This is a genomic window from Bradyrhizobium sp. STM 3843 (assembly GCF_000239815.1).
Classification (GTDB): Bacteria; Pseudomonadota; Alphaproteobacteria; order Rhizobiales; family Xanthobacteraceae; genus Bradyrhizobium.
In genome coordinates this window covers 1-24,199 of record NZ_CAFK01000313.1, presented here as the reverse complement: position 1 = coordinate 24,199, position 24,199 = coordinate 1, and the positions used below count along the sequence as shown (strand labels likewise).

General features: G+C 64.0%; 27 protein-coding genes and 1 pseudogene. 13 read left to right on the top strand and 15 right to left on the bottom strand.

Going from position 1 to position 24,199, the window contains the following annotated elements; translation table 11 throughout:
* The 4 genes and pseudogenes from BRAS3843_RS33670 to BRAS3843_RS41850 form a co-directional block, all read left to right on the top strand.
* Nucleotides 1-223, top strand: a pseudogene (locus BRAS3843_RS33670) (aminotransferase class I/II-fold pyridoxal phosphate-dependent enzyme); the annotation flags it as partial.
* A gap of 63 nt (nt 224-286) precedes the next feature.
* Nucleotides 287-1,342, top strand: a complete 1,056-nt coding sequence (locus BRAS3843_RS33665; protein ID WP_244425540.1) for a polyamine ABC transporter substrate-binding protein — start codon at nt 287-289, stop codon at nt 1,340-1,342.
* A gap of 62 nt (nt 1,343-1,404) precedes the next feature.
* Complete coding sequence (locus BRAS3843_RS33660) at nt 1,405-1,635, top strand: DUF433 domain-containing protein (RefSeq protein WP_008973698.1); 231 nt, start codon at nt 1,405-1,407, stop codon at nt 1,633-1,635.
* Between the two features lie 124 nt (nt 1,636-1,759).
* Nucleotides 1,760-1,993, top strand: a complete 234-nt coding sequence (locus BRAS3843_RS41850) for a DUF5615 family PIN-like protein (RefSeq protein ID WP_201768883.1) — start codon at nt 1,760-1,762, stop codon at nt 1,991-1,993.
* An 87-nt stretch (nt 1,994-2,080) separates the two neighbouring features.
* Here BRAS3843_RS41850 and BRAS3843_RS33650 read toward each other — a convergent pair whose 3' ends face one another.
* The 8 genes from BRAS3843_RS33650 to BRAS3843_RS33615 form a co-directional block, all read right to left on the bottom strand.
* Nucleotides 2,081-2,458, bottom strand: coding sequence for a VOC family protein (locus tag BRAS3843_RS33650; RefSeq protein ID WP_008973696.1), 378 nt, complete (start codon nt 2,456-2,458; stop codon nt 2,081-2,083).
* 212 nt (nt 2,459-2,670) lie between these two features.
* Nucleotides 2,671-3,603, bottom strand: a complete 933-nt coding sequence (locus BRAS3843_RS33645) for a lipid A biosynthesis lauroyl acyltransferase (protein ID WP_008973695.1) — start codon at nt 3,601-3,603, stop codon at nt 2,671-2,673.
* A gap of 19 nt (nt 3,604-3,622) precedes the next feature.
* On the bottom strand, nt 3,623-4,900 hold the full coding sequence (locus BRAS3843_RS33640; RefSeq protein ID WP_008973694.1) for a beta-ketoacyl-ACP synthase: 1,278 nt from the start codon (nt 4,898-4,900) through the stop codon (nt 3,623-3,625).
* A gap of 50 nt (nt 4,901-4,950) precedes the next feature.
* A complete protein-coding gene (locus tag BRAS3843_RS33635) occupies nt 4,951-6,156 on the bottom strand; it encodes a beta-ketoacyl-ACP synthase (RefSeq protein ID WP_008973693.1) in 1,206 nt (401 codons plus the stop codon).
* Nucleotides 6,149-6,622, bottom strand: a complete 474-nt coding sequence (locus tag BRAS3843_RS33630) for a 3-hydroxyacyl-ACP dehydratase FabZ family protein (RefSeq protein WP_008973692.1) — start codon at nt 6,620-6,622, stop codon at nt 6,149-6,151. Before BRAS3843_RS33630 ends, BRAS3843_RS33635 begins: the two co-directional genes overlap by 8 nt.
* Before the next feature lie 9 nt (nt 6,623-6,631).
* Nucleotides 6,632-6,913 carry an acyl carrier protein gene (locus BRAS3843_RS33625; RefSeq protein WP_006609130.1) on the bottom strand — a complete coding sequence of 94 codons (282 nt, stop codon included), beginning with the start codon at nt 6,911-6,913 and terminating at the stop codon, nt 6,632-6,634.
* A 219-nt stretch (nt 6,914-7,132) separates the two neighbouring features.
* The gene (locus tag BRAS3843_RS33620; RefSeq protein WP_008973691.1) at nt 7,133-7,492 is read right to left on the bottom strand and encodes a hypothetical protein; all 360 of its coding nucleotides are present in this window, start codon (nt 7,490-7,492) and stop codon (nt 7,133-7,135) included.
* Nucleotides 7,493-7,609: 117 nt separating this feature from the next.
* Nucleotides 7,610-8,506: an ion channel gene (locus BRAS3843_RS33615; RefSeq protein ID WP_244425539.1), complete on the bottom strand. Its 897-nt coding sequence runs from the start codon at nt 8,504-8,506 to the stop codon at nt 7,610-7,612.
* A gap of 119 nt (nt 8,507-8,625) precedes the next feature.
* Here BRAS3843_RS33615 and BRAS3843_RS33610 point away from each other — a divergent pair, with 119 nt between their 5' ends.
* Nucleotides 8,626-9,252, top strand: a complete 627-nt coding sequence (locus BRAS3843_RS33610; protein ID WP_008973689.1) for a ParB-like protein — start codon at nt 8,626-8,628, stop codon at nt 9,250-9,252.
* 9 nt (nt 9,253-9,261) lie between these two features.
* Here the strand turns inward: BRAS3843_RS33610 and BRAS3843_RS33605 are convergent, their stop codons facing one another.
* The 5 genes from BRAS3843_RS33605 to BRAS3843_RS33585 all read right to left on the bottom strand — a co-directional run bounded on the left by BRAS3843_RS33605 (nt 9,262) and on the right by BRAS3843_RS33585 (nt 13,512).
* On the bottom strand, nt 9,262-9,846 hold the full coding sequence (locus BRAS3843_RS33605) for a peroxidase-related enzyme (RefSeq protein ID WP_008973688.1): 585 nt from the start codon (nt 9,844-9,846) through the stop codon (nt 9,262-9,264).
* A 72-nt stretch (nt 9,847-9,918) separates the two neighbouring features.
* Nucleotides 9,919-10,785 (bottom strand): HlyD family secretion protein, encoded by an 867-nt coding sequence (locus BRAS3843_RS33600; RefSeq protein ID WP_008973687.1) that lies wholly within the window; start codon nt 10,783-10,785, stop codon nt 9,919-9,921.
* Nucleotides 10,782-10,991, bottom strand: a complete 210-nt coding sequence (locus BRAS3843_RS33595; RefSeq protein ID WP_008973686.1) for a DUF1656 domain-containing protein — start codon at nt 10,989-10,991, stop codon at nt 10,782-10,784. Before BRAS3843_RS33595 ends, BRAS3843_RS33600 begins: the two co-directional genes overlap by 4 nt.
* Entirely contained in the window at nt 10,988-13,036 is a 2,049-nt protein-coding gene (locus BRAS3843_RS33590) for an FUSC family protein (RefSeq protein WP_008973685.1), read from the bottom strand. Before BRAS3843_RS33590 ends, BRAS3843_RS33595 begins: the two co-directional genes overlap by 4 nt.
* A 2-nt stretch (nt 13,037-13,038) precedes the next feature.
* Nucleotides 13,039-13,512, bottom strand: a complete 474-nt coding sequence (locus BRAS3843_RS33585; RefSeq protein ID WP_008973684.1) for a MarR family transcriptional regulator — start codon at nt 13,510-13,512, stop codon at nt 13,039-13,041.
* Nucleotides 13,513-13,589: 77 nt separating this feature from the next.
* Here BRAS3843_RS33585 and BRAS3843_RS33580 point away from each other — a divergent pair, with 77 nt between their 5' ends.
* On the top strand, nt 13,590-14,864 hold the full coding sequence (locus tag BRAS3843_RS33580) for an MFS transporter (protein ID WP_008973683.1): 1,275 nt from the start codon (nt 13,590-13,592) through the stop codon (nt 14,862-14,864).
* Nucleotides 14,865-14,884: 20 nt separating this feature from the next.
* Here BRAS3843_RS33580 and BRAS3843_RS33575 read toward each other — a convergent pair whose 3' ends face one another.
* A complete protein-coding gene (locus BRAS3843_RS33575; protein ID WP_008973682.1) occupies nt 14,885-16,630 on the bottom strand; it encodes an ATP-binding protein in 1,746 nt (581 codons plus the stop codon).
* A gap of 362 nt (nt 16,631-16,992) precedes the next feature.
* Here BRAS3843_RS33575 and BRAS3843_RS33570 point away from each other — a divergent pair, with 362 nt between their 5' ends.
* The 5 genes from BRAS3843_RS33570 to hpaD all read left to right on the top strand — a co-directional run bounded on the left by BRAS3843_RS33570 (nt 16,993) and on the right by hpaD (nt 22,574).
* The gene (locus BRAS3843_RS33570; protein ID WP_008973681.1) at nt 16,993-18,618 is read left to right on the top strand and encodes an FAD-binding dehydrogenase; all 1,626 of its coding nucleotides are present in this window, start codon (nt 16,993-16,995) and stop codon (nt 18,616-18,618) included.
* A 9-nt stretch (nt 18,619-18,627) separates the two neighbouring features.
* The gene (locus tag BRAS3843_RS33565; RefSeq protein WP_008973680.1) at nt 18,628-20,361 is read left to right on the top strand and encodes a thiamine pyrophosphate-binding protein; all 1,734 of its coding nucleotides are present in this window, start codon (nt 18,628-18,630) and stop codon (nt 20,359-20,361) included.
* A 159-nt stretch (nt 20,362-20,520) separates the two neighbouring features.
* Entirely contained in the window at nt 20,521-21,039 is a 519-nt protein-coding gene (locus BRAS3843_RS33560; RefSeq protein ID WP_008973679.1) for an Hsp20/alpha crystallin family protein, read from the top strand.
* Nucleotides 21,040-21,294: 255 nt separating this feature from the next.
* Nucleotides 21,295-21,537, top strand: a complete 243-nt coding sequence (locus tag BRAS3843_RS33555) for a DUF3551 domain-containing protein (RefSeq protein WP_244425538.1) — start codon at nt 21,295-21,297, stop codon at nt 21,535-21,537.
* A 119-nt stretch (nt 21,538-21,656) separates the two neighbouring features.
* Nucleotides 21,657-22,574: a 3,4-dihydroxyphenylacetate 2,3-dioxygenase gene (gene hpaD, locus BRAS3843_RS33550; RefSeq protein ID WP_008973677.1), complete on the top strand. Its 918-nt coding sequence runs from the start codon at nt 21,657-21,659 to the stop codon at nt 22,572-22,574.
* A gap of 13 nt (nt 22,575-22,587) precedes the next feature.
* Here the strand turns inward: hpaD and BRAS3843_RS33545 are convergent, their stop codons facing one another.
* The gene (locus BRAS3843_RS33545) at nt 22,588-23,037 is read right to left on the bottom strand and encodes an NUDIX domain-containing protein (protein ID WP_008973676.1); all 450 of its coding nucleotides are present in this window, start codon (nt 23,035-23,037) and stop codon (nt 22,588-22,590) included.
* 133 nt (nt 23,038-23,170) lie between these two features.
* On the opposite strand from BRAS3843_RS33545, the gene BRAS3843_RS33540 reads away from it, so the two are divergent.
* Both BRAS3843_RS33540 and BRAS3843_RS33535 read left to right on the top strand, forming a co-directional pair.
* A complete protein-coding gene (locus BRAS3843_RS33540) occupies nt 23,171-23,365 on the top strand; it encodes a hypothetical protein (RefSeq protein ID WP_008973675.1) in 195 nt (64 codons plus the stop codon).
* 163 nt (nt 23,366-23,528) lie between these two features.
* Entirely contained in the window at nt 23,529-23,738 is a 210-nt protein-coding gene (locus BRAS3843_RS33535; protein WP_008973674.1) for a hypothetical protein, read from the top strand.
* The last annotated feature ends 461 nt before the right edge of the window (nt 23,739-24,199 follow it).

The window sequence follows — 24,199 nt, the reverse complement described above, 5'->3', positions numbered from 1 at the left end:
CACCTATTTCCTCACCGTCGACCTCTCGCCGCTCGGGCTGAACGAGACCGACGAGGCGTTCTGCTGGCGCATCGTCAAGGACTACAAAGTCGCCGCGATCCCGGTCTCCGCTTTTTATGAGCAGAATCCGGTGACCTCGGTGGTGCGCTTCTGCTTCGCCAAGAAGGACGCGACCATCGACACCGCGCTCGAGCGCCTCTCCGACGCGATTCATCGACGCTAGAGGATTGATGATATGATCCGCGGCCGCAACCCGATTTCGCTTGTCCTCGTTGCCGCCGCGCTGATGCTCCTCGCGTCGCCGTCGCGCGCCGAAGAGCGGGTGGTCAATTTCTACAACTGGTCGAACTACATGGCGCCGGGAGTCCTGGAGGACTTCACCAAGGAGACCGGCATCAAGGTGGTCTACGACACGTTCGATGCCAATGAGACGCTGGAGACCCGGCTGCTTGCGGGCAAATCCGGCTACGACGTCGTGGTCCCAACCGCCTATTTCCTGCAGCGGCAGATCAAGGCGAAGGTCTTCCAGAAGCTCGACAAGTCGAAGCTGCCGAACCTCGCCAATGCCTGGCCGTTCGTGGTGCAGCATCTCGCCACCTATGATCCCGGCAACCTCTACGCCGCCAATTACATGTGGGGCACCACGGGCATCGGCTATAATGTGAAGACCGTGCAGAAGATCCTCGGTCCCGACGCCAAGATCGATAGCTGGGATATTGTCTTCAAGCCGGAAAATCTCTCCAAGTTCAAGGATTGCGGCATTCACGTGGTGGATGCCGCCGACGATGTCTTCCCGGCGGCACTCAACTATCTGAAGCTCAATCCCAACTCGACCAATCAGGCGGACCTCGAGAAGGCGGCCGATCTCATTAGCAAGATTGCGCCCTACATTCGCAAGTTTCACTCATCGGAATATCTGAGCGCGCTTGCGACCGGCGAGATCTGTCTTGTGGTTGGTTATTCGGGCGATGTCATGCAGGCGCGCAGCCGTGCGGCCGAGGCCAACAACGGCATCGAGATCGGCTACACGATCCCGAAAGAGGGCGCGCAGCTGTTCTTCGATAATCTCGCGATCCCCGCCGATGCCCAGCATGTCGCGGAAGCCTATGAGCTGATCAACTATCTCTACCGACCCGAGGTCGCCGCCAAGAATTCGGATTTTCTGTCCTACGCAAATGGCAATCTGGCGAGCCAGAAGCTGATCGATCCGAAGATCCTCAGCGACAAGAACATCTATCCGGACGAGGCGACACTTTCGAAACTGTTCGACATCACCGCGCGCGATCCGGCCACCCAGCGCATCATCAACCGGCTTTGGACCCGGGTGAAGACCGGGCGGTAAGGCGACGCATAGCCTTAGCGCCGGATGTCATGTAATATGAAGGGACCATCCGGAGGTCGATCATGACCGAGCACCCTCGCATTACGCTTTCTCCAGACGTCCTGGCGGGCAAGCCGGTTGTCCGCGGGACGCGCCTTTCGGTCGAGTTCGTCATCGGATTGATGGCCGATGGGTGGAACGAAGGCGACATCCTTGCCAACTATCCCGGGCTGTCGCATGAGGACCTCATTGCCTGCCTCGCCTATGCACGTGACATTCTGGGGGCGGAAAAGGTCTATCCGAGCGCTGCTTGACCGTTTGCTTTCTCGCCAATGAGAACTTTCCTCGCGCCGCCGTGCTCGCGCTTGAGAAAGCCGGCTGCGATGTCGTCTGGATCGGAACAACTGCCCTGGAAGCTCAGACCAAGACGTGTTGTCGATGGCCGTTCGTGACGGTCGGGTTCTTCTGACGTTCGATAAGGATTTCGGCGAACTCGCCAAGAACTCCTCTCTGCCGCCGCATTGCGGCGTCGTGTTGTTCCGCATTCCAATGCCGCCTGCCGATCAGGCGGGGCAGAGGCTTGCGGACTTGCTTTTGTCGCGGCAAGACTGGGCAGGGCATTTCTCTGTTATCGAACCCGGACGCATTCGAATGCGTCCGCTGGGGGGTTGATTGATCGGACTTGCGCGCAATAGGCGTGTATCCTGCGAGACGGTCGCCCGTATCCACGGGCGACCTGGTCCTTGGCAAGTACTTGGATCAGCCCATCCGGTGCATGGCGCAGAGCTTGTTGCCGTCGAGATCGCGCAAATAGGCCAAATAGAGCTTGCCCGTGGAGCCTTCACGCACGCCGGGCGGCTCTTCGCAGGAGGTGCCGCCGGCGGCGACGCCGGTCGTGTGCCAGGCATCGACCTGTTCCTGGGAATCGCAGGCAAAGCCGATCGTGCCGCCATTGGCCGGTGTGGCTGCCTCGCCATTGATCGGTTTGGATACGGCGAAGACGCCGCTGCGCGTGATGTAGAAAATGCGATGGCCGTCGAGCCTGGCTGGCCTTACGCCGAGCGTGCCGAGCAGCGTATCATAGAATGTCTTGGCCTTGTCCAGGTCGTTGGTGCCGATCATGACGTGCGAAAACATGCGTGCGTGTCCTCCTCCTGATCCCCGAACGCGTGCCGGGGTGCTGTTTGTCCGAACGTCCGCAATGACGGCTTGGCGTCGACTTGCGGCGACGTGGCGCTACGGTAGCGAGGGTTGGCACACGGCGTAACTGATTTCTTGCGTGAAACGGCGCTTGCGGAGCATTGGATGCTGCCGCACATCTTCCTTGCGAAGGAATATTCCCGCTTGGCTTACCGCCAGCGGCGATGCAGCCAGAGCCATTGCTCTGGATATTCGCGAATCCAGCCCTCGATCACCGAGGTGACCGCCTGCATGGTGCCCTGGATCTCGATCTGGCCGTTGGCATCGCGTACCGGCTTCACTTCTTCCGAGAGCTCGGCGCGGAAGCGGTGGTCCGGCAGGCGGATGATGCGCACGCCGTGCACCGGGCACTCGACCTGACGGAGCAGGCGAGCCAGCGTCGGATTGGCGCGGGTCTTGCGGCCGAAGAAGGTGACCTCGACGCCATTCCCCATATACTGGTCGACCAGCATCGCGACGTGCTGGCCGTTCCTGAGCGCCTCCCCGAGTCGCAGCGGCGCGTCGCGGCCGGCCGGGATCAGGGTGCCCATCTTCACCTGACGCATCTCCTGGATGATGCGGTCGGCGGAAGCGATGTTCGGCTTGCGATAGAGGATCGCGGCGTCGAGCCCATGGGCGACGGCAGCGAGCGCGGGCATCTCCCAATTGGCGAGGTGGCTCGCGAAGATCAGCCCCGGCTTGCCGTCGAGCCTGAGCTGGTGAAACAGCTCGTAGGTGCGCGGCGACAGCTCGATCCGGCTCGTCTCCGGGTGCGCTTCGCTATAGTCCCAGATCTTGTCGAGATGAGCGAATTCGGCGCCGACGCGACCGAGATTATCCCAGACCCCGGCGAGAATCGCGTCGATCTCGTCCGGCGATTTCTCCGGGAAGGCCGCGACGAGATTGGTGCGGCCGATCCGATGCTCGCGCAATCGCGGCCCGATCAGTTGCGCAATCCGCGCGAACAGATCGGCGGTCTTGATCGGATCGAAATAGCGCGTGGTGCGCAACATCCCGACGGTGAGCGCACCGACCGCGGAGGCGCCCAGCGATTTCGAGGCCTCGCGGAATCGGGCCTTGGTCCGGGCGATCAGAGCGGTCATCGTGACGGGTGAATGCCGATCAGGCTGGTTCGCGGGTCAGGATCAGCGAGGCGTTCTGGCCGCCGAAGCCGAACGAGTTCGACATCACGGCGGTGACGCGCGCATCGCGGGCCTTGTTGCCGACCACGTCGAACAGGATCGCCGGATCCGGGACTTCGTAGTTGATGGTCGGCGGAATCCGTTGATGTTCGAGCGTCAACAGCGAGAAGATCGCTTCGACGGCGCCGGCGGCCGAGATGGTGTGGCCGACCATCGACTTGTTCGAGGAGACCGGAATCTTGCCGGTGTGCTCGCCGAACACGGCGGAGACTCCGACATATTCCATCTTGTCGTTCTCGGGCGTCGCGGTGCCGTGCGCATTGATGTGGTCGATCTGCTCCGGCGCCATCCCGGCATCAGCCAGCGCCTTGCGGATGCAGCCGATGATCGGCTTGCCGTCGGGCGAGGAGCGGGTGCGATGGAACGAGTCGGTGAGCTCGCCGCAGCCGGCGATGACGCCGAGGATATTGGCGCCGCGGGCAACCGCAGCATCATAGCTCTCCAGCACCAGCGCGCCGGCGCCTTCGGCCATCACGAAGCCGTCGCGATTCTTCGAGAACGGTTTCGAGGCGGCCTGCGGCGGCTCGTTCTGGGTCGACAGCGCCGAGAGCAGCGAGAAGCGCACCAGGCCTTCCGGATTGACCGAGCCTTCAGTCGCCGTGCACAGCGCGACGTCGGTCTCGCCGCGACGGATCGCCTCGACGCCGAGCTGGATCGCGGTGGCGCCGGAAGCGCAGGCCGTCGACAGCGAGATCGGCGAGCCCTTGGTGCCGAAGGTCTCGGTGAGATAATCGGCGACCGAGCCGAATTGGAAGCGGTGATGATAGGGCAGGAATTTGCCGCCGCCGCAGACGCCGAGCAGGTCGTCATAGCTGAATTCGGTGCCGCCGACCGCGTGCGCGAGTTCGAGGCGCTGCGGCCACTCGATCTCCACTGGCGCCACGGCCAGGAAGAGGGGACCCGGAAAATCACCCTTACGGCCGACGCCGGATTGCGTGATCGCTTCCTCGACCGCGAGGTGGGCCAGCCGCTCGGCAAGCCCGGTCGAGGTGAAGGGCGTGACGGGGACGAAATCCACCGTACCGGCCATGGTCGTCTTGAGGCCGTCGATCGGAAACCGCGTGATGGTGCGGATGCCGGATTCGCCGGCGACCAGCTTGGCCCAATTGTCGGTCTTGCCGGCGCCGAGCGAGGTCACAACCCCCATGCCGGTGACGACGACGATGGGGCGTCCAAACTTGTCGCGTGTCGCAGTCATGATGTCCCCCGTCGTCAAATCCCGTCGCCAATCCCGTCGCGTTGCGTCGGTTAGTTGACCGCTTCGACCAAGGCCATGCCTTCGCCGCGGTAATGGCCGGCCCCAACCACCACAATCTGGGTCGGCGCCTGCTTGGTTTCAACCTCGACCCCGCTGGAATCGCCCGGCGGAAACAGCGCGCCGCGCGCGATCGAGAGCGCCGCGAGCGCGAGCCCGAGCGCAAACTGCGTCTCCATCGTGTGGCCGAAGCGCGTGCCGCTCGACCGCACCGCGAAATCCCGGTGCCGTTCAAGGAAGGCGCGCTCCTCCGACGTGACAGGCTCTGCGCCGGTCGCGCCGGTGATGATGGCGCCACCGCCCTCATGCACGCCGACCGCCGACCACAAGGTTTCGAGCGTTGCAGTGACCGCGCCCGGCTGCTTGCGCTGTGCGCGATCGGCGACAACGCGCGTCAAGCGGGCCAGCGGCTTGGCGCCGCGCGCCAGCGCATGCGCTTTTGATTCGATCACCAGGAAGGCGCCGGCGGAGCCGAGCGCAAAGCCCGGATGCTCCTGACGCGCCCAGACCGGGGCGAACTTGTGCTTCAGATTGTAGTCGCCGAACTCGTAGAGGACGAGCAGGTCCTTGCGCTCGCCATTATGCGAGCCGCCGACCAGCGCGATCTCGCTCTGGCCGCCGGCGATCCGCGCCAGCGCGATGCGCGCGGCGTCGACGCTCGAGACCTCTTCGCCCATGAAGGTGCGCGAGGTGCCGCAGACACCGTGGGAGATGGCGATATTGCCGGCGAGCAGGTTCGACAATTGCGCCAGGAACAGGGTCGGACGCAGGTCGCTCATCAGCCGATCGTTGAGGAAGCCCGGCGTGCAGTTGCCCTGAGCCTCGGCGTTGAGGATCGCGGTATCGACGGAGATGTCGCGCTCGCCGCCGCCGGCGGCGACGATCATGTCCATGCGCGACAGGATCTCCTTGTTGCCTTTGAGCCCGGCCGAGTCGAGCGCAAGACCGGCGGCGTAGGTGCCGATGCGCTGCCAAGCCTCCATCTGACGCTGTTCCTTCTTGGGGATCTGCGTCTCCAGATTCACCGGCGCCCAGGGGTGGATCACGTAGGGCGCAAAGCCCTTCTCGTCGACATTGATGCGGCCGGCGTTGAGCGCCTCCCAGTTCGCATCCAGCCCTTCGCCGAGCGAAGTCGCAAGCCCAATGCCGGTGATCCAGACTTCGACTGGTTCCGGCGTCGCAGATGTCGTCTCAGTCATGGGAAAGGGCCTGTTGCGGAAAGCCGATGCGCTTGGCTTCGGCATCCATGTGTCCGCGCAGCTCGGGATTGGGGAAGGGAATGTGACTGAAGGTGAGGGTCGCGTTGGAGCGAAGCTTGCCCGCGACCTTCACCCGAGCCTCGGTGATGGCGTAGCCGGAGCCTTCGTGCAGTACGTTGGCCTCGACGCTCAGCACCTCGCCGGGCGTGACGAAGCCGCGCATCTTGGCCTCCTTGACGGCAGCCAAGAACGGCATGCGTTCGAAATTCATCAGCGCGAGCAGCAGCCAGCCGGAGGTCTGCGCCATCGATTCAATCAGGAGCACACCGGGCATGATCGGATAGCCAGGAAAATGCCCCTCGAAGATGGTGTTCTCGGTCGGAACCTGCGCCTCGACAACGATGGTCTTCTCGCCGACCTTGAGGTCGACGATGCGGTCGATGAGTTTGAAATATTCGATCTGCATGGCGGGCGATCAGGCGCCCTTTGCTGCGACCAGTTCGTCAATACGGGCGCAAAGGTTCTTCAGCACGAAATACTGTTCAGTGCTGGCCTTACCGTCGTTGACTTCCTGCGTCCATTTTTCCAGCGGCAGCTTGATGCCAAAGGCCTTGTCGATCGCAAAGGCGATGTCGAGGAAATCGAGACTGTCGATGCCCAGATCGTCGATGGCATGACTGTCCGGCGTGATCGTGTCGCGCGGGATGTCGCAGGTTTCAGCGATGATCGTGGCGACCTGATCGAATGTTGAGGACATCACTAAGCCTTTGATATATTGGAGACAAATCCGATGCGGCGCGACGGCTGGACACCGCTTGGCGGCGTGTCCTGGTACGAGCCCGAGAACCCCCGTCGCCCGGGAGTCGAGTGCCCGTATATCGGAGCGCCGCCGTGAGTTCAATGGAGGTAGGGTAGGCGGCGCGCGCCCGCCTTGGGATGTCGGGTTCGGCCGATTTCGCCTGTGATCACGGCACCATCAGGGCGTGTAAGGCTCCGTGAGAATGCGGGCGCAATCACGCCGGCCGGTCAGAACGCAATCCTGGGTCTTCCGCAGGTCTGCGATGCTCATCGCAAGCCAGATGCCGATCGCCGTCAGCGCCACCGTGAAGGCGAAGGCCGCGATATTGGCGAGAATCCTGTGGCGGAAATCATCGGTTTCTTGGCGGGGCCGCTCATAACGCGACAGATCCAGCGGATCTGGGTGCGGGGGCTCGCGTCGCGGCAGCGGCACTGGCGGACCACCGCCCTCGACCACCCGGCGGATGGGCGCGCTACGCGGCCGGAAGGGCACCACGCGATGCTCGTCCTCGGCTGCAATAGGGCGCTGGGTCTTCATGGCCTTCGACTCCGATGCTCACTTCTAGCACGCGGCCGCCGCGTCTCAGCAAAAAACTTTAGCAGGGCAGGCGTGCATGATCTCACCACTTCGACCTTCGGATGTGTTCCTCGATCATCAGATTTCGACCGTTTCGTGGAACCGGCCGTAATCGACCCGAACGCGTCCGTCTGGATTCGTGGCATCCAGAATATCGGCATATCGATGGCCAAAGCGGATGTCCGGATGATCGTAGGACTTGCGCGCGTGCACCGCTTGCGCCGCAACGACATCATAGCCCGTCACCACCACGGACAACGACAGATTGACGGCTTCGAAATCGGCCATGGTCATGCCGTGCAATGGGCTGGTCTCGTCGATGACGTGATGGAGCGTCCAGCTCAGTGCCAGGGCCGGGCTCTCGCTGCGCAACAGCGGCAGCTCGACGAACCGGCGGAACGGCATGCCCTCGGCCGTGACGACGTTCTTGAACAGCCACAGTCTGGCGCTGGCGTTGCCGATCAGGTTCTGCCGTTCATTGGCGAGGCGAACCATCAGCGTCGGCGCGCCTTCATGGTTGGAGATCACCAGCTGATTGGCAAACAGCAGCCGCGCCTGCGGCCGGGAGAACCGGGCGAAGATGAGCCCGGTCATCACCGACATCGAGAAGATGCCGGTGAACAGCTCGATCGTTGCGATGAAGTGGCCGTAATGCGTCTGCGGATGCATGTCGCCATAGCCGGCCGTCGAGAGCGTCTCGATGCTGAAGTAGAAATAATCGATATAGGCGCCGCCGGGCACGTTCGAGATTGGCTGATCGCCCAGCCAATAGAACGCGGCGAAGAAGGCGTTGAAAGCGAGAAACACCAGCGCAGCTCCGCTGATGAAAGCGGGCCAGGATGCGGTCATGCAGCGGTGGCTGATGTCGTCCCAGAAATTGAGATTCAATCCCTCGGTGATGATCTCGCGCCCGCCCAGGCGAACGACGCGCCCCTTCGCCATCCAGTCGTTGTGTTCGCCTGCAACTTGTTTCAATTCGTAAGTCCGCTTGATCCGACGCCAGCTCGTGTATGACGCTTGAGTGCCCGTATCACCGTGGCATAATTGCATGAATCGGTGGACAAAATTGATACTCAATTACCGGAGATTCAAGCATGGCGAACACCCGCGAGCCGATCCTGCATCCGGTGCCGATCCTGGCGCTGCGCCCGACTCAGATGACGGTTGGGATGCGCGAGGTGAAGGAGAAACGCAAGCGCTGGCGCGAGCACAAATCGGATAAGAAGCGGGCGGAGCTGCTCGGCCAGCACATGATCCCGGTCGTGTTCGGGCCCGATGAGCGCTACTATGTGGTAGATCATCACCATCTGGCGCGAGCGCTGCACGACGAAGGCGTCAAGGACGTGCTGGTCACCATCATCGGCGACCTCACCATGGTCGATCGCGATGCCTTCTGGGGCGTGATGGACAACAAGCGGTGGGTCTATCCCTACGACGCCAAGGGTGAGCGCCGACATTTCAAGGATCTGCCGAAAACGGTCGCCGACCTCAAGGATGATCCGTTCCGCAGCTTGGCCGGCGAGTTGCGCCGCGCCGGCGGCTTCGCCAAGGACACCACGCCGTTCAGCGAATTCCTATGGGCGGATTTCTTGCGGCGGAAGATCTCGCGCAAAACCGCGGACGACCATTTCTCGGTGGCGATGGAACGAGCGCTCGAGTTCGCGAAGGGGAACGACGCCGTCTATCTGCCCGGCTGGTGCGGTCCGCATGCGGACGGTTGAGTTCGAGAGCTATGCCTGCTTCGGCAGGCGTCCCATCAGATAGAACTCGTCATTCGGGCGCATGGCCGTGACGTTGGCCATGCGGTTCGATAGCGCGAAGAAGGCAGCGATCGCCGCGATGTCCCAAATGTCGCCTTCGCTGAAGCCGTGGCTTGCCAGCGCCGCGAAGTCGGGATCACCGACGGTGTTGGCTTCCAGCGCCACTTTCATCGCGAAATCCAGCATCGCCTTCTGCCGCGGCGTGATGTCGGCCTTGCGATAGTTGATCGCGACCTGATCAGCGATCAGCGGGTTCTTGGCGCGGATGCGCAGGATCGCGCCATGGGCGATCACGCAATATTGGCACTGGTTGGCGGCCGATGTCGCCACCACGATCATCTCGCGCTCGGCCTTGGTCAGTCCGCCGTCTTTTTCCATCAGCGCGTCGTGATAGGCGAAGAAGGCGCGGAATTCGTCCGGCCGGTGCGCCAGAACGAGGAACACGTTGGGCACGAAGCCCGACTTCTCCTGCACGGCCAGCAGGCGCGCGCGAATGTCCTCCGGCAGCGCGTCGATGGGAGGGACAGGAAAGCGGCTGATGGCGGGCTGTGTCATGGGCGTGGTCCGGCTGGCGTGTCTGACCGTCCGACCATAGTGCATCGGCAAGAGGCCGCAAGCTGCAGCCGGCTAGTTCACGACCTCCACGGTCGCCGAGCGGCCGGCGACGAGCTCGGCGCCATCAGGAACGTGATCGAGCGCGACCCGCACGGGAACGCGCTGGGCGAGGCGAACCCAGTTGAAGGTCGGATTGACGTTGGCGAGCAGGCTTGCGCCCTCGGCGCGATCGCGATCCTCGATGCCGGCGGCGATGCTCTGCACGTGCCCGGTCAGCTCCTGATGCGTGCCCATCAGCCAGATCTTGACCGGCGCACCGACGCGGATGCGCGACAGCTTGGTCTCCTCGAAATAGCCCTCGACGTGCAGCGTATCGGTGTCGACCAGCGCCATCACGCCCTTGCCGGCGCTGACATAGGTGCCGGGCCGGAGATCCATGTTGGTGATGGTGCCATTGACGGGGGCATACACCTCGCTGCGCTCGAGATTGAGCTTGGCCACTGCCTGGTCGGCGAGCGCCTGATCATAGGCGGCCTGCGCCTGCTGCTGCGTCGCCAGCACCTGTTCCTGCTTCTGCTGCGAGACCGCCTCGGTGGTGAGGGAGCGATAGCGCTTCAAATCCGCATTCGCCTCGTTCAGGCTCGCGAGCCGCCCGGCGACGGCCGCGTCGGCTTGTTGGAGCGCCAAGGCGAAGCGCGCCTGGTCGATGCGGAAGATGACGTCGCCGCGATGCACGGGCTGATTGTCATGGACCAGGACATCGGTCACGAAGCCGGACACATCGGGCGCGATCTGGACGACATCAGCGCGCACGCGGCCGTCCCGCGTCCATGGCGCCTTCATGTAGTAGCCCCAAAGATAGGTCCCGACCAGAATGGCCGCGGCGACTGCGACCGCAGTGACAGCGATGCGCCCAAGCAAGCCGAATGTGCTTCTCACGACAGATACTCCGAAGACAGATAAACAACGCCTCCCAGAAGGCAGATGAAGACGGCGAAATCGAACAGCGCGGGATGCCACACCAACCGATAAAATCCGATGCGGCGGAGACCGGCGTGCAAGAGGCTGGAGGCCGCATAAGCAATCAGCAGCCAGAGCAGCAGCGCCGGGATGAGGACGCCCGCGATGTCGATGTCGTATCTCATGCGACCAGGCTCCGCGGATGGTCTGCATGAGCATCATAGGGCGGCGCCTCCGGGAACAGCGCGGCGCGGATGCCGACGAGCCCGATCAGCGCATCCTCCTTGGGCCGGGCAGGTGGCTCGTCGAGGGCTCTGGTCATGGCATTGTCGATGCAGGCCAGGAGATCGGGCGGCATCGGCACGGCGGCACGGTTGCGGCAGGCCGCCGCCAGCCGGTCCAGCATCGCATCGATGGCGCTCAAGGTCGGTGTCGCCAGGCCGTGCCGGGCGCGCCTGATGTCGATGATGTTCAGCCCGACACGCAGCTGGCTCAAGCCGGCGAGTTCGGAGCGGTCGGCTTCGGGGATAGCGGCAAAGCGCTGCGCCAAGAGACCAAGCCGATCCAGCATGAGGCCGACGAAGGTGGCACGATCATTGTGGCCGCGCCGCTCCGCGGTCTCGGCCAGGTTCGTCCAATTCGTCTGCAGCAGGCGTTGCGCAATCCACTCGGCGCGAGCCGATCGGACCAAGCGTGTCAGCACGATGGCCGCCGCCATACCGATCATGAAGGCCAGCGCCGAATTGGCATAGCTTTCGAAATCGGCATTGTAGGTCGATTGCAGCGCCAGCAGGGTCGCGCCGTTGGCGCCGAGCGCCATGCCGATCGGCGTCGTGCTCGGGTGGGCGATCAGGATGCCGAACAGGATGAAGGCGGGAGCCAGCGCGGCGATCAGCATTTCGATGTTGGAGATCGCCGGGATGATCGCAAACAGGTAGACCGCAACGACGATGATCGCGACCAGCGACCAGATCGCGAAATTGCGGATGCTTGGAGCGGGATCGTCCTGCGCGGCGAAAAATGAGCAGGCGACCGCCGCCATCATCGGCGCGGAGGCACCGTCGACCCAGCCGGTACCGATCCAGAACGCACAGCTGACCAGGATCGCGACGATGACGCCGGCCGCCGACCACAGCGCCAACCCATGATCGCGATGCCGCGCCGGCTCGATGCCTTCTTCAGTGCGGAAGGTGAGGGCAACCTGCGAGCTGTCGGCGTCGGCTGCGATCGCTGTGTTCAGCGCGCGGCAATCCTCGGAGATGTCGATCAGCTCGCGCAGCCTGATCAGCAGGCTGGCGGTCATGATCTGGTCCCAGGATGTGTTCGCATCCAGGGCCGGTCGCAACGCACTGATTGCCGAATGAAGAGCGCTGACGGGCTCCCGATCCTCGCTCTCGGCCATCACCCATCGTGCCAGCCGTTGCAGCAGTTCGGCGAGTTCGGGGCGGATGCGGTCGTCCAGCGCGGCGAGCCGGTCGCGGACCGAGCCGAGCAGGGGCAACAGCAGCAGCATATGCAGCCGCAGTGCGCGCAACCCGCGCACCGCATTGTGATCGGCGAGCCGGTCGAATGCGAGGTGAGTGGCCAGCGTATCGATTTCGAGCGCTTCAACGGCGAGGTGCAGGCGGTTCACTTGATCTTCGGTCCTAGCGCCGCCGCCGAGCAGCACGTCACGGCTCAGGCGCCTGGCTTGAGCAAGCCAGCCTTCCACCTTGGCACCGACCACCGGCGCCACGCTTCGCGGCAGCACCAGGGTGGAGACCAGGGTCGCGCAGATGATGCCGAGCGTGATCTCCTCGGTGCGCGCGACCGCGGTATCGAAGATGCTGGCAGGATCGGTCACGGCCGGGAAGCCGATCAGCGCCAGCGTGTAGCCGGCGAGCATGAACAAATAGCTGCGCGGCGTGCGGTCGAGCAGAGACAGATAGAGGCAGAGGCCGGTCCAGAGTGCAACTGCAAGGCAGAGCAGTTCCGGCGCGTTGACGAGATTGGGGATGAGCGCCACCGAGGCCGCCGCGCCGGTGATGGTTCCCAGCACGCGATACAGCGCCTTCGAGCTGGTGGCGCCGGCGAGCGGTTGCGAGGTGATGTAGACGGTGGCCATGGCCCAATAGGGGCGCGGCAGGTCGATCCACAGCGCGATCACCAGAGCGAGCGTCGCCGCACCAAATGTCTTCAAAGCAAAAATGAGGTCCGCGCCGCGGACCGGAGAGATCCGGGTCTGGCTCATGGCTAGCTCGCATCCGAAGGCGCAGCAGTCTCGTGCAGGTGCATCGCGCGCTGCTCGATGCGTTGCAGAACGTCGTAGGTGACGGCGAGGTCCTCGGGCGAGATATCTTTCAGGAGCTGGGCGCGGACGCGCCGTAGCACCCGGTTGATCTCCTCCGCCTTGGCTTCGCCCTCGCCGGTCAAATGCAACGTCTTGGCCCGCCGGTCGGTCGGATCTTCGCGGCGCTCCACCAGGCCTTCCGCCTGCAAGAGGTCGATCAGGCGCACGAGAGACGGGCCCTCGATCCCGATCTCCTCGGCGAGCACGCCTTGCCGGGCGCATTTGCCGCGGCGCGACAGCACGCGCAGCGGATGCGATGTGGCTTGCGACAGGCCGTGATCGGCCAAGGCCTGGTCAGCCTCACGCCGCCACAGCCGCGCGATGCGCGCGATGAGAAGGCCGAGTTCCGCCTGAATGGTCGTGTGCGAAGGAGCCATGCAAAATAGATAGGATACAAACCTTTAGGATGCAACTTATATGAGCGAGCAATAATGATATGCAAAGGCAGCAGCGAATGGATCCTGATTCGACGGTCAGGGCAGGACGGGACGGCACCGGTGCGATGCACGCCGGCCCGCTGGCGCTGGTTCCGACCGTCATTGTCGTGGTGGTGGACGCTACCGCGCTCGGCATCATCCTGCCGTTATTGCCGTTTTACGCGCAGGGGCTCGGCGCCACGCCTTTCATGATCGGCGCTCTGGTATCGGTCTATGCAGTTTGCCAGTTGGTGGCCGGACCGATCGTCGGCATGCTGTCCGACCGCTATGGTCGTCGGAATGTACTCCTTGCCAGCCAGCTTGGAACCTTTGCCGGCCTCGTGCTGCTGGCGCTCGCCAACAATCTCACACTCGTGTTCCTGGCTCGGATCATCGACGGCCTGACCTCCGGAAACATCTCGGTGGCCCACGCTTATGCGGCCGAGCACAGTTCGCCCTCCGCCCGCAAACAGGCGCTCGGCATGACGAGCGGTGCCATCGGGACGGGCTTGTTGATCGGACCTGCGGTGTCGGGGTTGCTGGTCCCCCTTGGACATGCAGCGCCGGTCTGGGCCGCGGCGATGTTGTCGATGCTCAGCATCGCTGCGACGTGGCTGCTGCTGCCGGCCGATCAGCCGACCTCGGAGAATGTCTGCGTGCCGCGGCTTCCGGAGCGGCGGACCACACGGACCCTGCTCGGCCTGCGCCATGCATGGCGGCTGCTCGGGTTGTTGGTGGTGTTCTTCCTTGCGAATGCGATGTTCATCTCGCAGATCGGCCTGTTCCTGTCGGCGCGTTTCAGCTGGGATGGTCATCCCTTCGGCGCACGCGAGCTTGGTTGCGTGTTCGCCTATGCCGGCTTCATCAACATGGTCGTCCAGAGCTTCTTGATCACCCGGGTCAATATGTTCGCATTGGACCGGACCATCATCATCCTGGCGTTCGGCGGCATGGCGGCGGGATCTGTTGGGCTCGCCTTTGCGAGCACGCTCGGTCTTCTTGCCTTGTGCCTGACCCTAATCATCGCCGGCAGCATGATCGCGCGCAGCACGCTGACTGCGGAACTGTCACGCAGTGCGGCGATCGAGCGCCAAGGCATGATCATGGGATTGAACCAGTCGCTGATGTCGATCGCCAACATCGCGGCACCGCTGGTCAGTGGCGCGCTGATCGGGCGCGGATTGCATACGATGTGGGCCTTGGCGATTGCGCTCATCACAGGCTGCGGCGCCTCGTTGGCGGCGCGCCTTCTGTCGTCCCGACACACGGGAGACGCCAAGCCCGCGAAACAGTCCGCCCTGGCGTCAGCTTGAGTTTGATGCCTGCGACCGGCTCAGCGCAGCGGCTTCTTCAACAGCGAGAAGCGATCCGGGTCGAGCCCCATCGACGGTTGCAGCAGAGGCGCATCGAGCGGCATCGAAAGTCCGGCGCTCCGGTCGGAGCTGACGGAATCGCCCTGCGCGTCGCGGCTCGAGGTGGCACCACGCCAGCGCTCGAGCACCGCGCTGACGAAGTGCATGTCGTGGCCGGCGTTGATCGACGGAACGGTCGCGATGGTCGCTTCGCTGCGCGGCATCTGATGCGGCGGCACTTCCTTGAAGCGCAATCGGGTCGGTAGCGCGACGCCTTCGCCGAATGCCAGCACCTCGCGGGTGCCGAGCGACGGCACGAACGACAACAGGTTGGCGGCGGCGTCGGAGACCGCCGAACGCAACAGCGACTGGTCGCGCTCGTTGGCGAGCCGCATCGTGAACAGCGTGTTGCACTGGGAGATGATGGTGGCATCGAGCTCGGCCGGACGCTGGGTGACAAGGCCGAGATAGACGCCGTATTTGCGGCCTTCCTTGGCGATGCGTGACACCGCCTTGCGGGTGGGCCCGAAGCCGATCGAACGGTCGGCGGCGGCATAACGGTGCGCCTCTTCGCAGATGAAGAGCAGCGGCGACACGCCATCGCTCCACAGGCCGAAGTCGAAAGCCATGCGGCACAACACCGACACCACGGAGTCGACAACCTCGGCGGGGAAGCCCGCGAGCTGCATCACGGTCATCGGCCGGCCGTTGGCCGGCAGGCGGAACAGATGGCTGATCACCTCCGCCATGGTGTCGCCGCCGACATTGGCGTTGTCGAACATGAAGGCGTAGCGCGGATCGTTGCGTACGGTCTCGATGCGCGAGATCAGCTTGTGGTAGATGATGCGCGAGGAGCGGTTCTCGAGCTTGCCCATGCGCTCATCGATCTGATTGATCAGATCGACCAGCCGATAGGGCACGGGCGTATCGACGGTGTAGCCGACCATTTTCGGATCGGCGCGTTTCAATCCGATCCGATCCGTGCTCTGGTACTGGGTGTAGACACCCTTGGCGAGCGGGATGACCTCCGCCAGGATATCGAGCTCCTCGGGCACGCCGGGACGGCCGCCGAACAGGACGTCGACGATCTCCTCGAAATTGAACAGCCAGAACGGCAGCTTGAGATTGCGCGGGTTGAGCACCAGCGCGCGGTCGCCGAAGCAGCGGCCATATTCGTTGTGCACGTCGAGCAGGAAGATGCGCAGATTGGGACGCGCTTTCAGGATCTCGTTCAGGAGCAGCGACACGCCTGTCGATTTACCGACACCGGTCGAACCGAGCACGGCGAAGTGCTTGGACAGCATTTCCTCGACATTGACGTAGGCGCGTACGGACGGATCCTGTTGCAGTGCACCGATGTCGATCTGGTCGCCGCCGGTCGGCGTGTAGATGGTGCGCAGCTCCTGGCTGGTGATCATCTCCACGGCATCGCCGATGGTCGGATAATGCGTCACGCCGCGCTGGAATTTAGGACGTTCAGCGGGGCCCAGGATCTCGCCCAGGAGGTCAACCGATGCGGTGGCGACGTAGGTTTGCGAGTCCGCGACCGCTTCGCTGGACACCTCGGTGATGAGGGCTACGATCGTGGCGTGCGGGGCACGGATACTGATGAAGCGTCCGACCGTGGCGCGGATCTCGGAGACGCTCAGCTGCTTGGCCGCCAGGATGCCGACGCGGGCCTGAGAGCCTCGCACCGAAATCACGTGCCCGAAGGATGTCACGGTCATAGAACCTGTGGTGGTCAGTGGGGTCGGACCGTCACCTTGGCGGCTGTGGCTGGAAAATGTGTTAAGCGTTTTACGCCGAGGAATTTGTTGAGGCGCGCATTTGCGGCCGCGGTGCTCTGCCGCGCTGGCGCGGCGGGCCATGAAGGAACCGTAAGTTATTAGAAACTAAGCCGTTTCTGCTGCCACGCGGAACCCGCATCGGCGCGGTGTGCATTTACGGGCGGTTTACCATTTCGACAGCGCTTTCGGATGGCGCGATCGGACGCGCAAGCCTTGAGGTGCATCGAGAGGTCGCGGTTGATTTGCGCCGGCGGGCAAGGTTCAGTTCAATCCACCTTCAGTCTGTGGAAGCGGCGAGCCTAATGGACGCAGAGCGCAGCGATATCCTGATCATCGGCGGCGGCATTGCGGGCATTGCCACCGCGCTCGATCTGCTCGATGGCGGGTGCTCGGTGCTGCTCGTCGATCGAGACGAAGAGGCCGTGTTCGGAGGGCTTGCCCGCGAAAGCTTTGGCGGCATGTTCTTCGTCGATTCCCCCGTGCAGCGCCGGCAAGGCATCCGCGACAGCACAGAGCTGGCGTGGCGCGACTGGCAAAGCTTCGCGGAGTTCGATCCGGACGACCAATGGCCGCGGGCCTGGGCGCAGGCCTATGTGAACCGCACCACGCGCGACGTCTATCGTTGGGTGCGCGGCTTCGGCGTCAGCTTTCTTCCCGTGGTGAACTGGGTTGAGCGTGGCGAATTCCAACCCGGAAATTCTGTACCCCGGTTTCACATTGCTTGGGGGACGGGGAAGGGCATTGCGGACGCGCTGATCGGCGCCTTGCGCAATCACGTCAATGCCGGCCGCCTGACCCTGCGTTTCAACCGGCGCGTCGAGCGGCTGACCGTCGAAGCCGGCCGCGTGGTCGGCGCCGAAGGCGTCGACGAAAAGAACGGCACGCCGTTTGCGGCCCGTGCCGAGCAGGTCGTCGTCGCCGCAGGTGGCATCAACGGCGACCTCGGTCGTGTCCGGCAGAACTGGCATCGCGACTGGGGCCGCCCGCCTGAAATCCTGCTCAACGGTTCGCACCGCTTTGCAGACGGCCGGCTGCATGATGCGAGCATGGCGGCCGGCGGTGTCGTCACGCATCTCGACCGGATGTGGAATTATGCCGCCGGGGTCCATCATCCGCGGCCGCGCAAGCCGAACCATGGGCTTTCGCTGGTGCCGCCGCGCTCGGCACTGTGGCTGAACTGGCAGGGCAGGCGGATCGGTCCGCAGCCGATGGTATCGGGCTTCGATACGCGGCGGCTGGTCACCGACATCTGCCGCGAGGCGCGGCCGTATTCGTGGCAGCTTATGAACCGCACCATCGCGCTGAAGGAGCTCGCGGTCTCAGGCGCCGAGTTCAATCCGTCGATCCGCGAGAAGAACCGGCTCGGCTTCTTGCGCGACATCCTGCTCGGCAATCGCTGGCTGGTCGATGAGCTGACCGGGCGGTGCCCGGATTTTGTCACCGCATGGAGCCTGCCCGAACTGGTCGACAAGATGAATGCGCTGCAGGGCGACGAGGCGGTGTCGCTCGCGGCGGTGACGGATGCGGTCAGATCCTACGATGCGACGATCGCGCGGGGCGCCAGCCTGATGAATGACGAGCAGCTTCGCCGCATTGCGAGCCTGCGGCTCTACCGCGGCGACCGCATCCGCCTCTGCAAATTCCAACCGATCGAGGACAAGCGCGCGATGCCGCTGATTGCGGTGCGCGAATTCATCATCAGCCGCAAGAGTCTCGGCGGCATCAGGACTGATCTGCAGAGCAGGGTGCTCGACGCGGCAGGCCAGCCCATCGCGGGACTTTATGCGGTTGGCGAGGCCGCGGGCTTCGGCGGCGGCGGCATGCATGGCTTGCGCGCGCTCGAGGGCACCTTTCTCGGCGGCTGCATCCTGTCGGGGCGGCTCGCGGCGGCATCGATCAACGGCAAAGCAGAATTCTTGAACGGGTGAGGAAACGACATGAAGAGAACGGGAGCCTGGCTCACGGCCTATGCGCTGGAGCAGATCGGGGCGCGTTTCACCTTTGGCATTCCCGGCGTGCACACGACCGAGCTCTACGATGCCCTGAACAACTCCAACCGCATTACGCAGGTCCTGGTGACCCATGAGGGCGGCGCTTCCTTCATGGCGGACGCGGTGAGCCGCCTGTCCGATTCCATCGGCGTGCTGACGGTGGTTCCGGCCGCCGGCCTGACCCATGCCGCCAGCGGCATCGGTGAGGCCTTTCTCGACGGCGTTCCGATGCTGGTGATCACCGGCGGGCCGCGCACCGACAGCGGCCATCGTTATCAGCTGCACCAGATGGACACGCATAAGTTCATGGGGGGCCTCACCAAGGCGACATTCCATGTGACGCGCCACGAGGACGTGGTACCGACCTTGTTCGAGGCCTATCGGATCGCAACCTCAGGCGAACCGGGGCCGGTATTCGTCGAGTTGCCGGTCAATATCCTGTTGCTGACGGATGAAGTACCCGAGCTGCCGCAGTTCAAGCCGGCTCCGCCGCCCGCGCCGCAAGCGGCGACGCAGATTGCCCAAGCCGCCGAGCTGCTCTCGACGGCCAAGCGGCCCTGCATCTTCGCCGGCTGGGGTGCGCGCAATGCCACCGCCGAGCTTATGAAGTTGGCCGAATGGCTGCAGGCGCCGGTTGCTACCACGCTGCAGGGCCTGTCGGTCTTTCCCGGCAACCACCCACTGCATGTCGGGTTCGGCTTCGGGGCTTCGGCGGTGCCAGCGGCGCAAAACGCATTCAAGGAGTGCAACTGTCTGATCGGGATCGGCACCCGCTTTGCCGAGATCGCCACCGGCAGCTATGGCGTCACGGTCCCTGACAATCTGATCCATGTCGATATCAATCCCGCGGCGGTTGGCGCAAATTTCCCGGCCAAGGTCGGCCTGGTCGGCGATGCCGCGGCCGTGCTGCGGGAGCTGCTTGCGGTGCTCGAGACGAAAGGTGCGCGCCGCGCGACCAACAGCGCCCTCCGCGAGCAGATCGCCAACGACAAGGCCGCCTATCGCGCGACCTGGTACCGGCACGACACGGCGGGGCTCGTGAACCCCGCGCGGTTCTTCGACGAGCTGCGCCGGCAGACGCCTGACAATGGCATCCTCGCGATCGATGACGGCAACCACACCTTCCTCACCGCCGAGCTGATGCCGATCCACGCGCCCAAGAGCGTGATCCTACCAACCGATTTCAACTGCATGGGCTACGCCGTGCCGGCTGCAATCGGTGCCAAGCTGGCATGCCCCGATCGCAGCGTGCAGGCGATCGTCGGCGACGGCGCCTTCACCATGACCTGCATGGAAATCCTGACCGCGGCGAGCAATGGTCTTGGCATCATCTATTACGTCTTCAATGACGGTGAGCTGGCGCAGATCGCGCAGGCACAAGCGATCCCCTATGGCCGGAAGCCGTGCACGAAGCTCGGCAAGCTCAATATCGAAGGCGTGGCGCTCGCCACCGGCGCGGCCTACGTGCCGATGAACGACAATGCGGCGATCGCGGGCGCGATCGCGCAGGCCAAGGAGATCGCGAGCACCGGACGGCCGGTGATCGTGGTGGTCAAGATCGACTATTCCAAGAAGACCGCGTTTACGCTCGGAACCGTCAAGACCAATTTCGGCCGCTTCCCGCTCAACGAAAAGCTGCGCTTTCTGACCCGCGCGGCGGTCCGTCACGTGATGGGGTAGTCCGGTCAAAGTTTGATCGCGATCAATAGGAACGGCTGCGGCGCCCGGTACCTTTTCCCGGGCGCGAAGGAGCGGCATGCCGGTCGGCCTTGCAGCGCAAAGCGGAAGGACATCTGCGGCGCCGGCGGCTCACTCGCGCGTTGAAACCGGGAGAATGTCATGGCTGAAACAACGAAAGTGCCTGTCACCGCCGACAAAGCGTCCGCTCCGTCCATGCAGGGACGGTGGCCGTTCGACAATTTGCGTCGCGAGATCGATCGCGTGTTCGAGGACTTCAACACCGGCTTCTGGCGTACACCGTCGCTGTTCGAGAATTTTCCCAGCGCGGTACGCGCAAGGTTTGCGGTCGCGCCGGCCGTCGATGTCGCCGAGCATGATAACGCCTATGAGGTGACCGCCGAGCTGCCGGGGCTCGACGAGAAGAATGTCGACGTCAAGGTCGCGAATGGCGTGCTCTCGATCAAGGGCGAGAAGCAGGAAGAGAAAGAGGAGAAGAAGAAGGACTATTACCTGCGCGAGCGCAATTTCGGCTCCTTCGAGCGCACCTTCCAGATCCCGGACGGGGTCGACACCGACAAGATCGAGGCGGTGTTCAAGCAGGGCGTCTTGAAGGTCACGCTGCCGAAGAAGCCGGAAGCGGCCCAGGCCGCCAAGAAGATCGACATCAAGGCCGCGTGAGCATCTCATCCGACCGGCCGCATCCGGGCTTCGCCCGGGTGTGGCTATTACGCCCGTAGCGCAATAGCCAGATCGCACCATAGTTTTGCTGCGCCGCGTCGCTATCACCTCTCACTTATTGAGGCGCGTTTGCTTGGGCCAAGCCAGCGGCGGTGCCGCGACAGCTCGCTCAGCAAGCACGCCGAAGCGTAGTGAGGAGTTTTCCTGATGACGACGTCGTGTGTTCGCGGACTTGTTGCCGGCGGATTGGCCCTGATGGCGCTGCTGCCGGACGTGGCTTCTGCTCATGATTATCCGTACTGTTTGCAGGGGCGCAGGTGGGGCTATCCGGGCAACTGCCAGTTCCGCAATTTTCAGCAGTGCCGGGCCGCGGCTTCGGGCACCGACGATGATTGCGGCATCAACCCGCGCGCGGCCTTTGCCTGGCAAGGACGATATCAGAACCAGTGGCATGAGCAGGATCCGTGGCAGGGGCCACGATACTATCGGGGCTGGTAACCACGGCGGAACCGTCTTGCGCTGACGGGGAGGGCCGCTATCCTGTCCGAAACACCGCTGCGGGAGGCTGAACAGGCCGCCTCCTTTCGGAGAATGAACAGGACGGGAGGATTTGACCGATGGGCAAGCTCGCACTGGCTGCGAAGATCACCCATGTGCCCTCGATGTATCTCAGCGAGCTGGACGGCCCGGCCAAAGGCAAGCGGCAATCCGCGATCGACGGCCATATCGAGATCGGGCGGCGCTGCCGCGAGGCCGGTGTCGATACCATCCTGGTGTTCGACACCCATTGGCTGGTCAATGCGGGCTACCACATCAATTGCGCACCGCATTTTGAAGGCCTCTACACCTCGAACGAGCTGCCGCACTTCATCGCCAACATGACCTACGCCTATGACGGCAACCCGGAGCTCGGCCAACTCCTCGCAGAAGAGGCCAATGCGGAGGGGGTCGTCACCATGGCGCATGCGGCGACCTCGCTTGCGCTGGAGTACGGCACGCTGGTGCCAATGCGCTACATGAACCCCGACCGCCACTTCAAGGTGGTGTCGGTGTCAGCGCTCTGCACCTCGCATTATCTTTGGGAAAGCGCCAAGCTCGGCTGGGCGTTCCGCCGCGCCGTCGAGGATCATTACGACGGCACGGTGGCCTTCTTCGCCTCGGGCTCGCTCAGCCATCGCTTCGCGCAGAACGGCACCGCGGACGACTATCGCGACAAGATGTTCAGTCCGTTCCTGGAGCGCCTCGATCACGAGGTGATCCAGATGTGGGAGCATGGCGAGTGGGCCGATTTCTGCGACATGCTGCCGGAATATGCCAGCAAGGGGCATGGCGAAGGCTTCATGCACGACACCGCGATGCTGCTCGGTGCGCTCGGCTGGAACCATTACGACCGCGGCGTCGAGGTGCTGACGCCGTTCTTTCCATCGTCGGGCACCGGCCAGATCAATGCGGTCTTCCCGGTCTCGCCAATGCCGAAGGCGCTCGACGACATCGGCCGGCCGCGCACTCCGGCGCTGGCCGGCGGCAGGCTGTGAGGACCGGCGCGCCTTACCAGATCTCTGCGCGCCGCAGCATATCAGTGAGATCTTCGGGGTAGATCTGGTCGGCGGATGCAGCGAGCTCGGCTTGCGCCCACCAGCGGTGCTCGGCGATGGCGGCGCGCTCCAGCTCGGTCCAGTGCATCGACGAGATGCCGGCGCGCGCGACTCTCACGAGGAAGCAGCGCTCGTCCGAGCTGACCTCCTCGCCATCGACCATCGTGAAGGTGAGCGAGCGCTGTGCGATCTGCGGGCCCAGATGATCGATGCGGAGTCCCGTCTCTTCGAACATCTCCCGGCAGGCCGCCGCTTCATAGCTCTCGCCCGGATCAAGCCCGCCGCCCGGCGTCGCCCAGAATTGCTGTCCGACCAGCGCGCCGGCCAAATGGACGAACTTGAACAGCAGCAGTCTTTTGTCAGGATCGATGACCAGGAGGCGGGAGGAAGGACGTTGGCGCATGAGGGGGACTTTCCGGCAGCCCCCGGCGGCCTCGATGAGAGTCCCAGAGGAACCTGTGCGAGCGGCGCTTCAGCGCGCTGTCGCGCCGCTGTCAAGGGTTGCGCAAATGCGGCAACTCTGCATAGTGGCGGCCATGCGCAAGACCCTTCCCTTAGCTCTGTTCGTCCTGGCCGCCGGGGTCGCCGCCTGGTGGCTCTCCGGCGTCGCCCACGACGATCTCGGCCTGTCGGGGCAGGCGGTGCGGATCGACGCGCTGCTGTCGGCGGCGGGCCTCGGCGGCGTTCTCGTGCTGGCCGAATATTCGGACCGTTTCGGCAAGAAGCCGTAGGCGCCTCGCGAACCCCGCTTGGGGTGCGCCCGGCCTGAGTTTCCTTGCCGTCGTTCTCCCCGACGATCTGTGCGCCGCCCGTCAGGTGTGTGCGGCACCGTGCAGGCCGCGTCGGGAACGGCTGCCGTCATCTCGTCGTTGCCATTCACATGGAGCGATCAAGATGACGAACAGCGGCACGGGACCGAAATCAACGGGATCGTCCGGCATCCGATCTGGCCTGCAGCCCGGCGGCACGCGTCCCCTGGACAGTCCGGGCGCCAACGTCGGCAGCCTCGGAACCGGCGGCGGCAGCACCGACGATCACGCCACCGGAACAGCGCGGACCGACGACCAGCGGCCCAGGGACGACGGCGAGCCGAAGCCGGAGTAGCGCGGCAAAGCAATGCGGCCGAAGTGATCGGTGCGGGCCCGTTCTGATTCACATGTCAAACAACTGATGGGGTGCGCGACCGCGGCCTCGCGACACCTCGTGCCCGAGCTTTGCTGATAGCGCCGCCCTCTTGGAAGATCGAGGGCGCAGGGAAGGCCGGGAGCTTGCCGCCCCCATGGCCCGCCTGCGAAAGAAATGCAGGCGGCAGGAACCACAGGTTTGGCCGAGGCATCCCGGCCTTCCCTGCGCGACGGTTTTAACGCTTATACGCGCTCTCCTCGGTGCACCGGGCTTGTTGGCCACCGTCATCCGCGCGATGCCCTCGCATTGCGAAGCAATGTCGAGCAGCATCCTCGCAAACTTGACACCAGCGTCGGGGTATCAGGACCACGCGACTTCACGTCCGCACCAGGATTGTTCGTCCGCCGCTAAAAGCGTGCTGCAACCTGCTGCGTCCATCG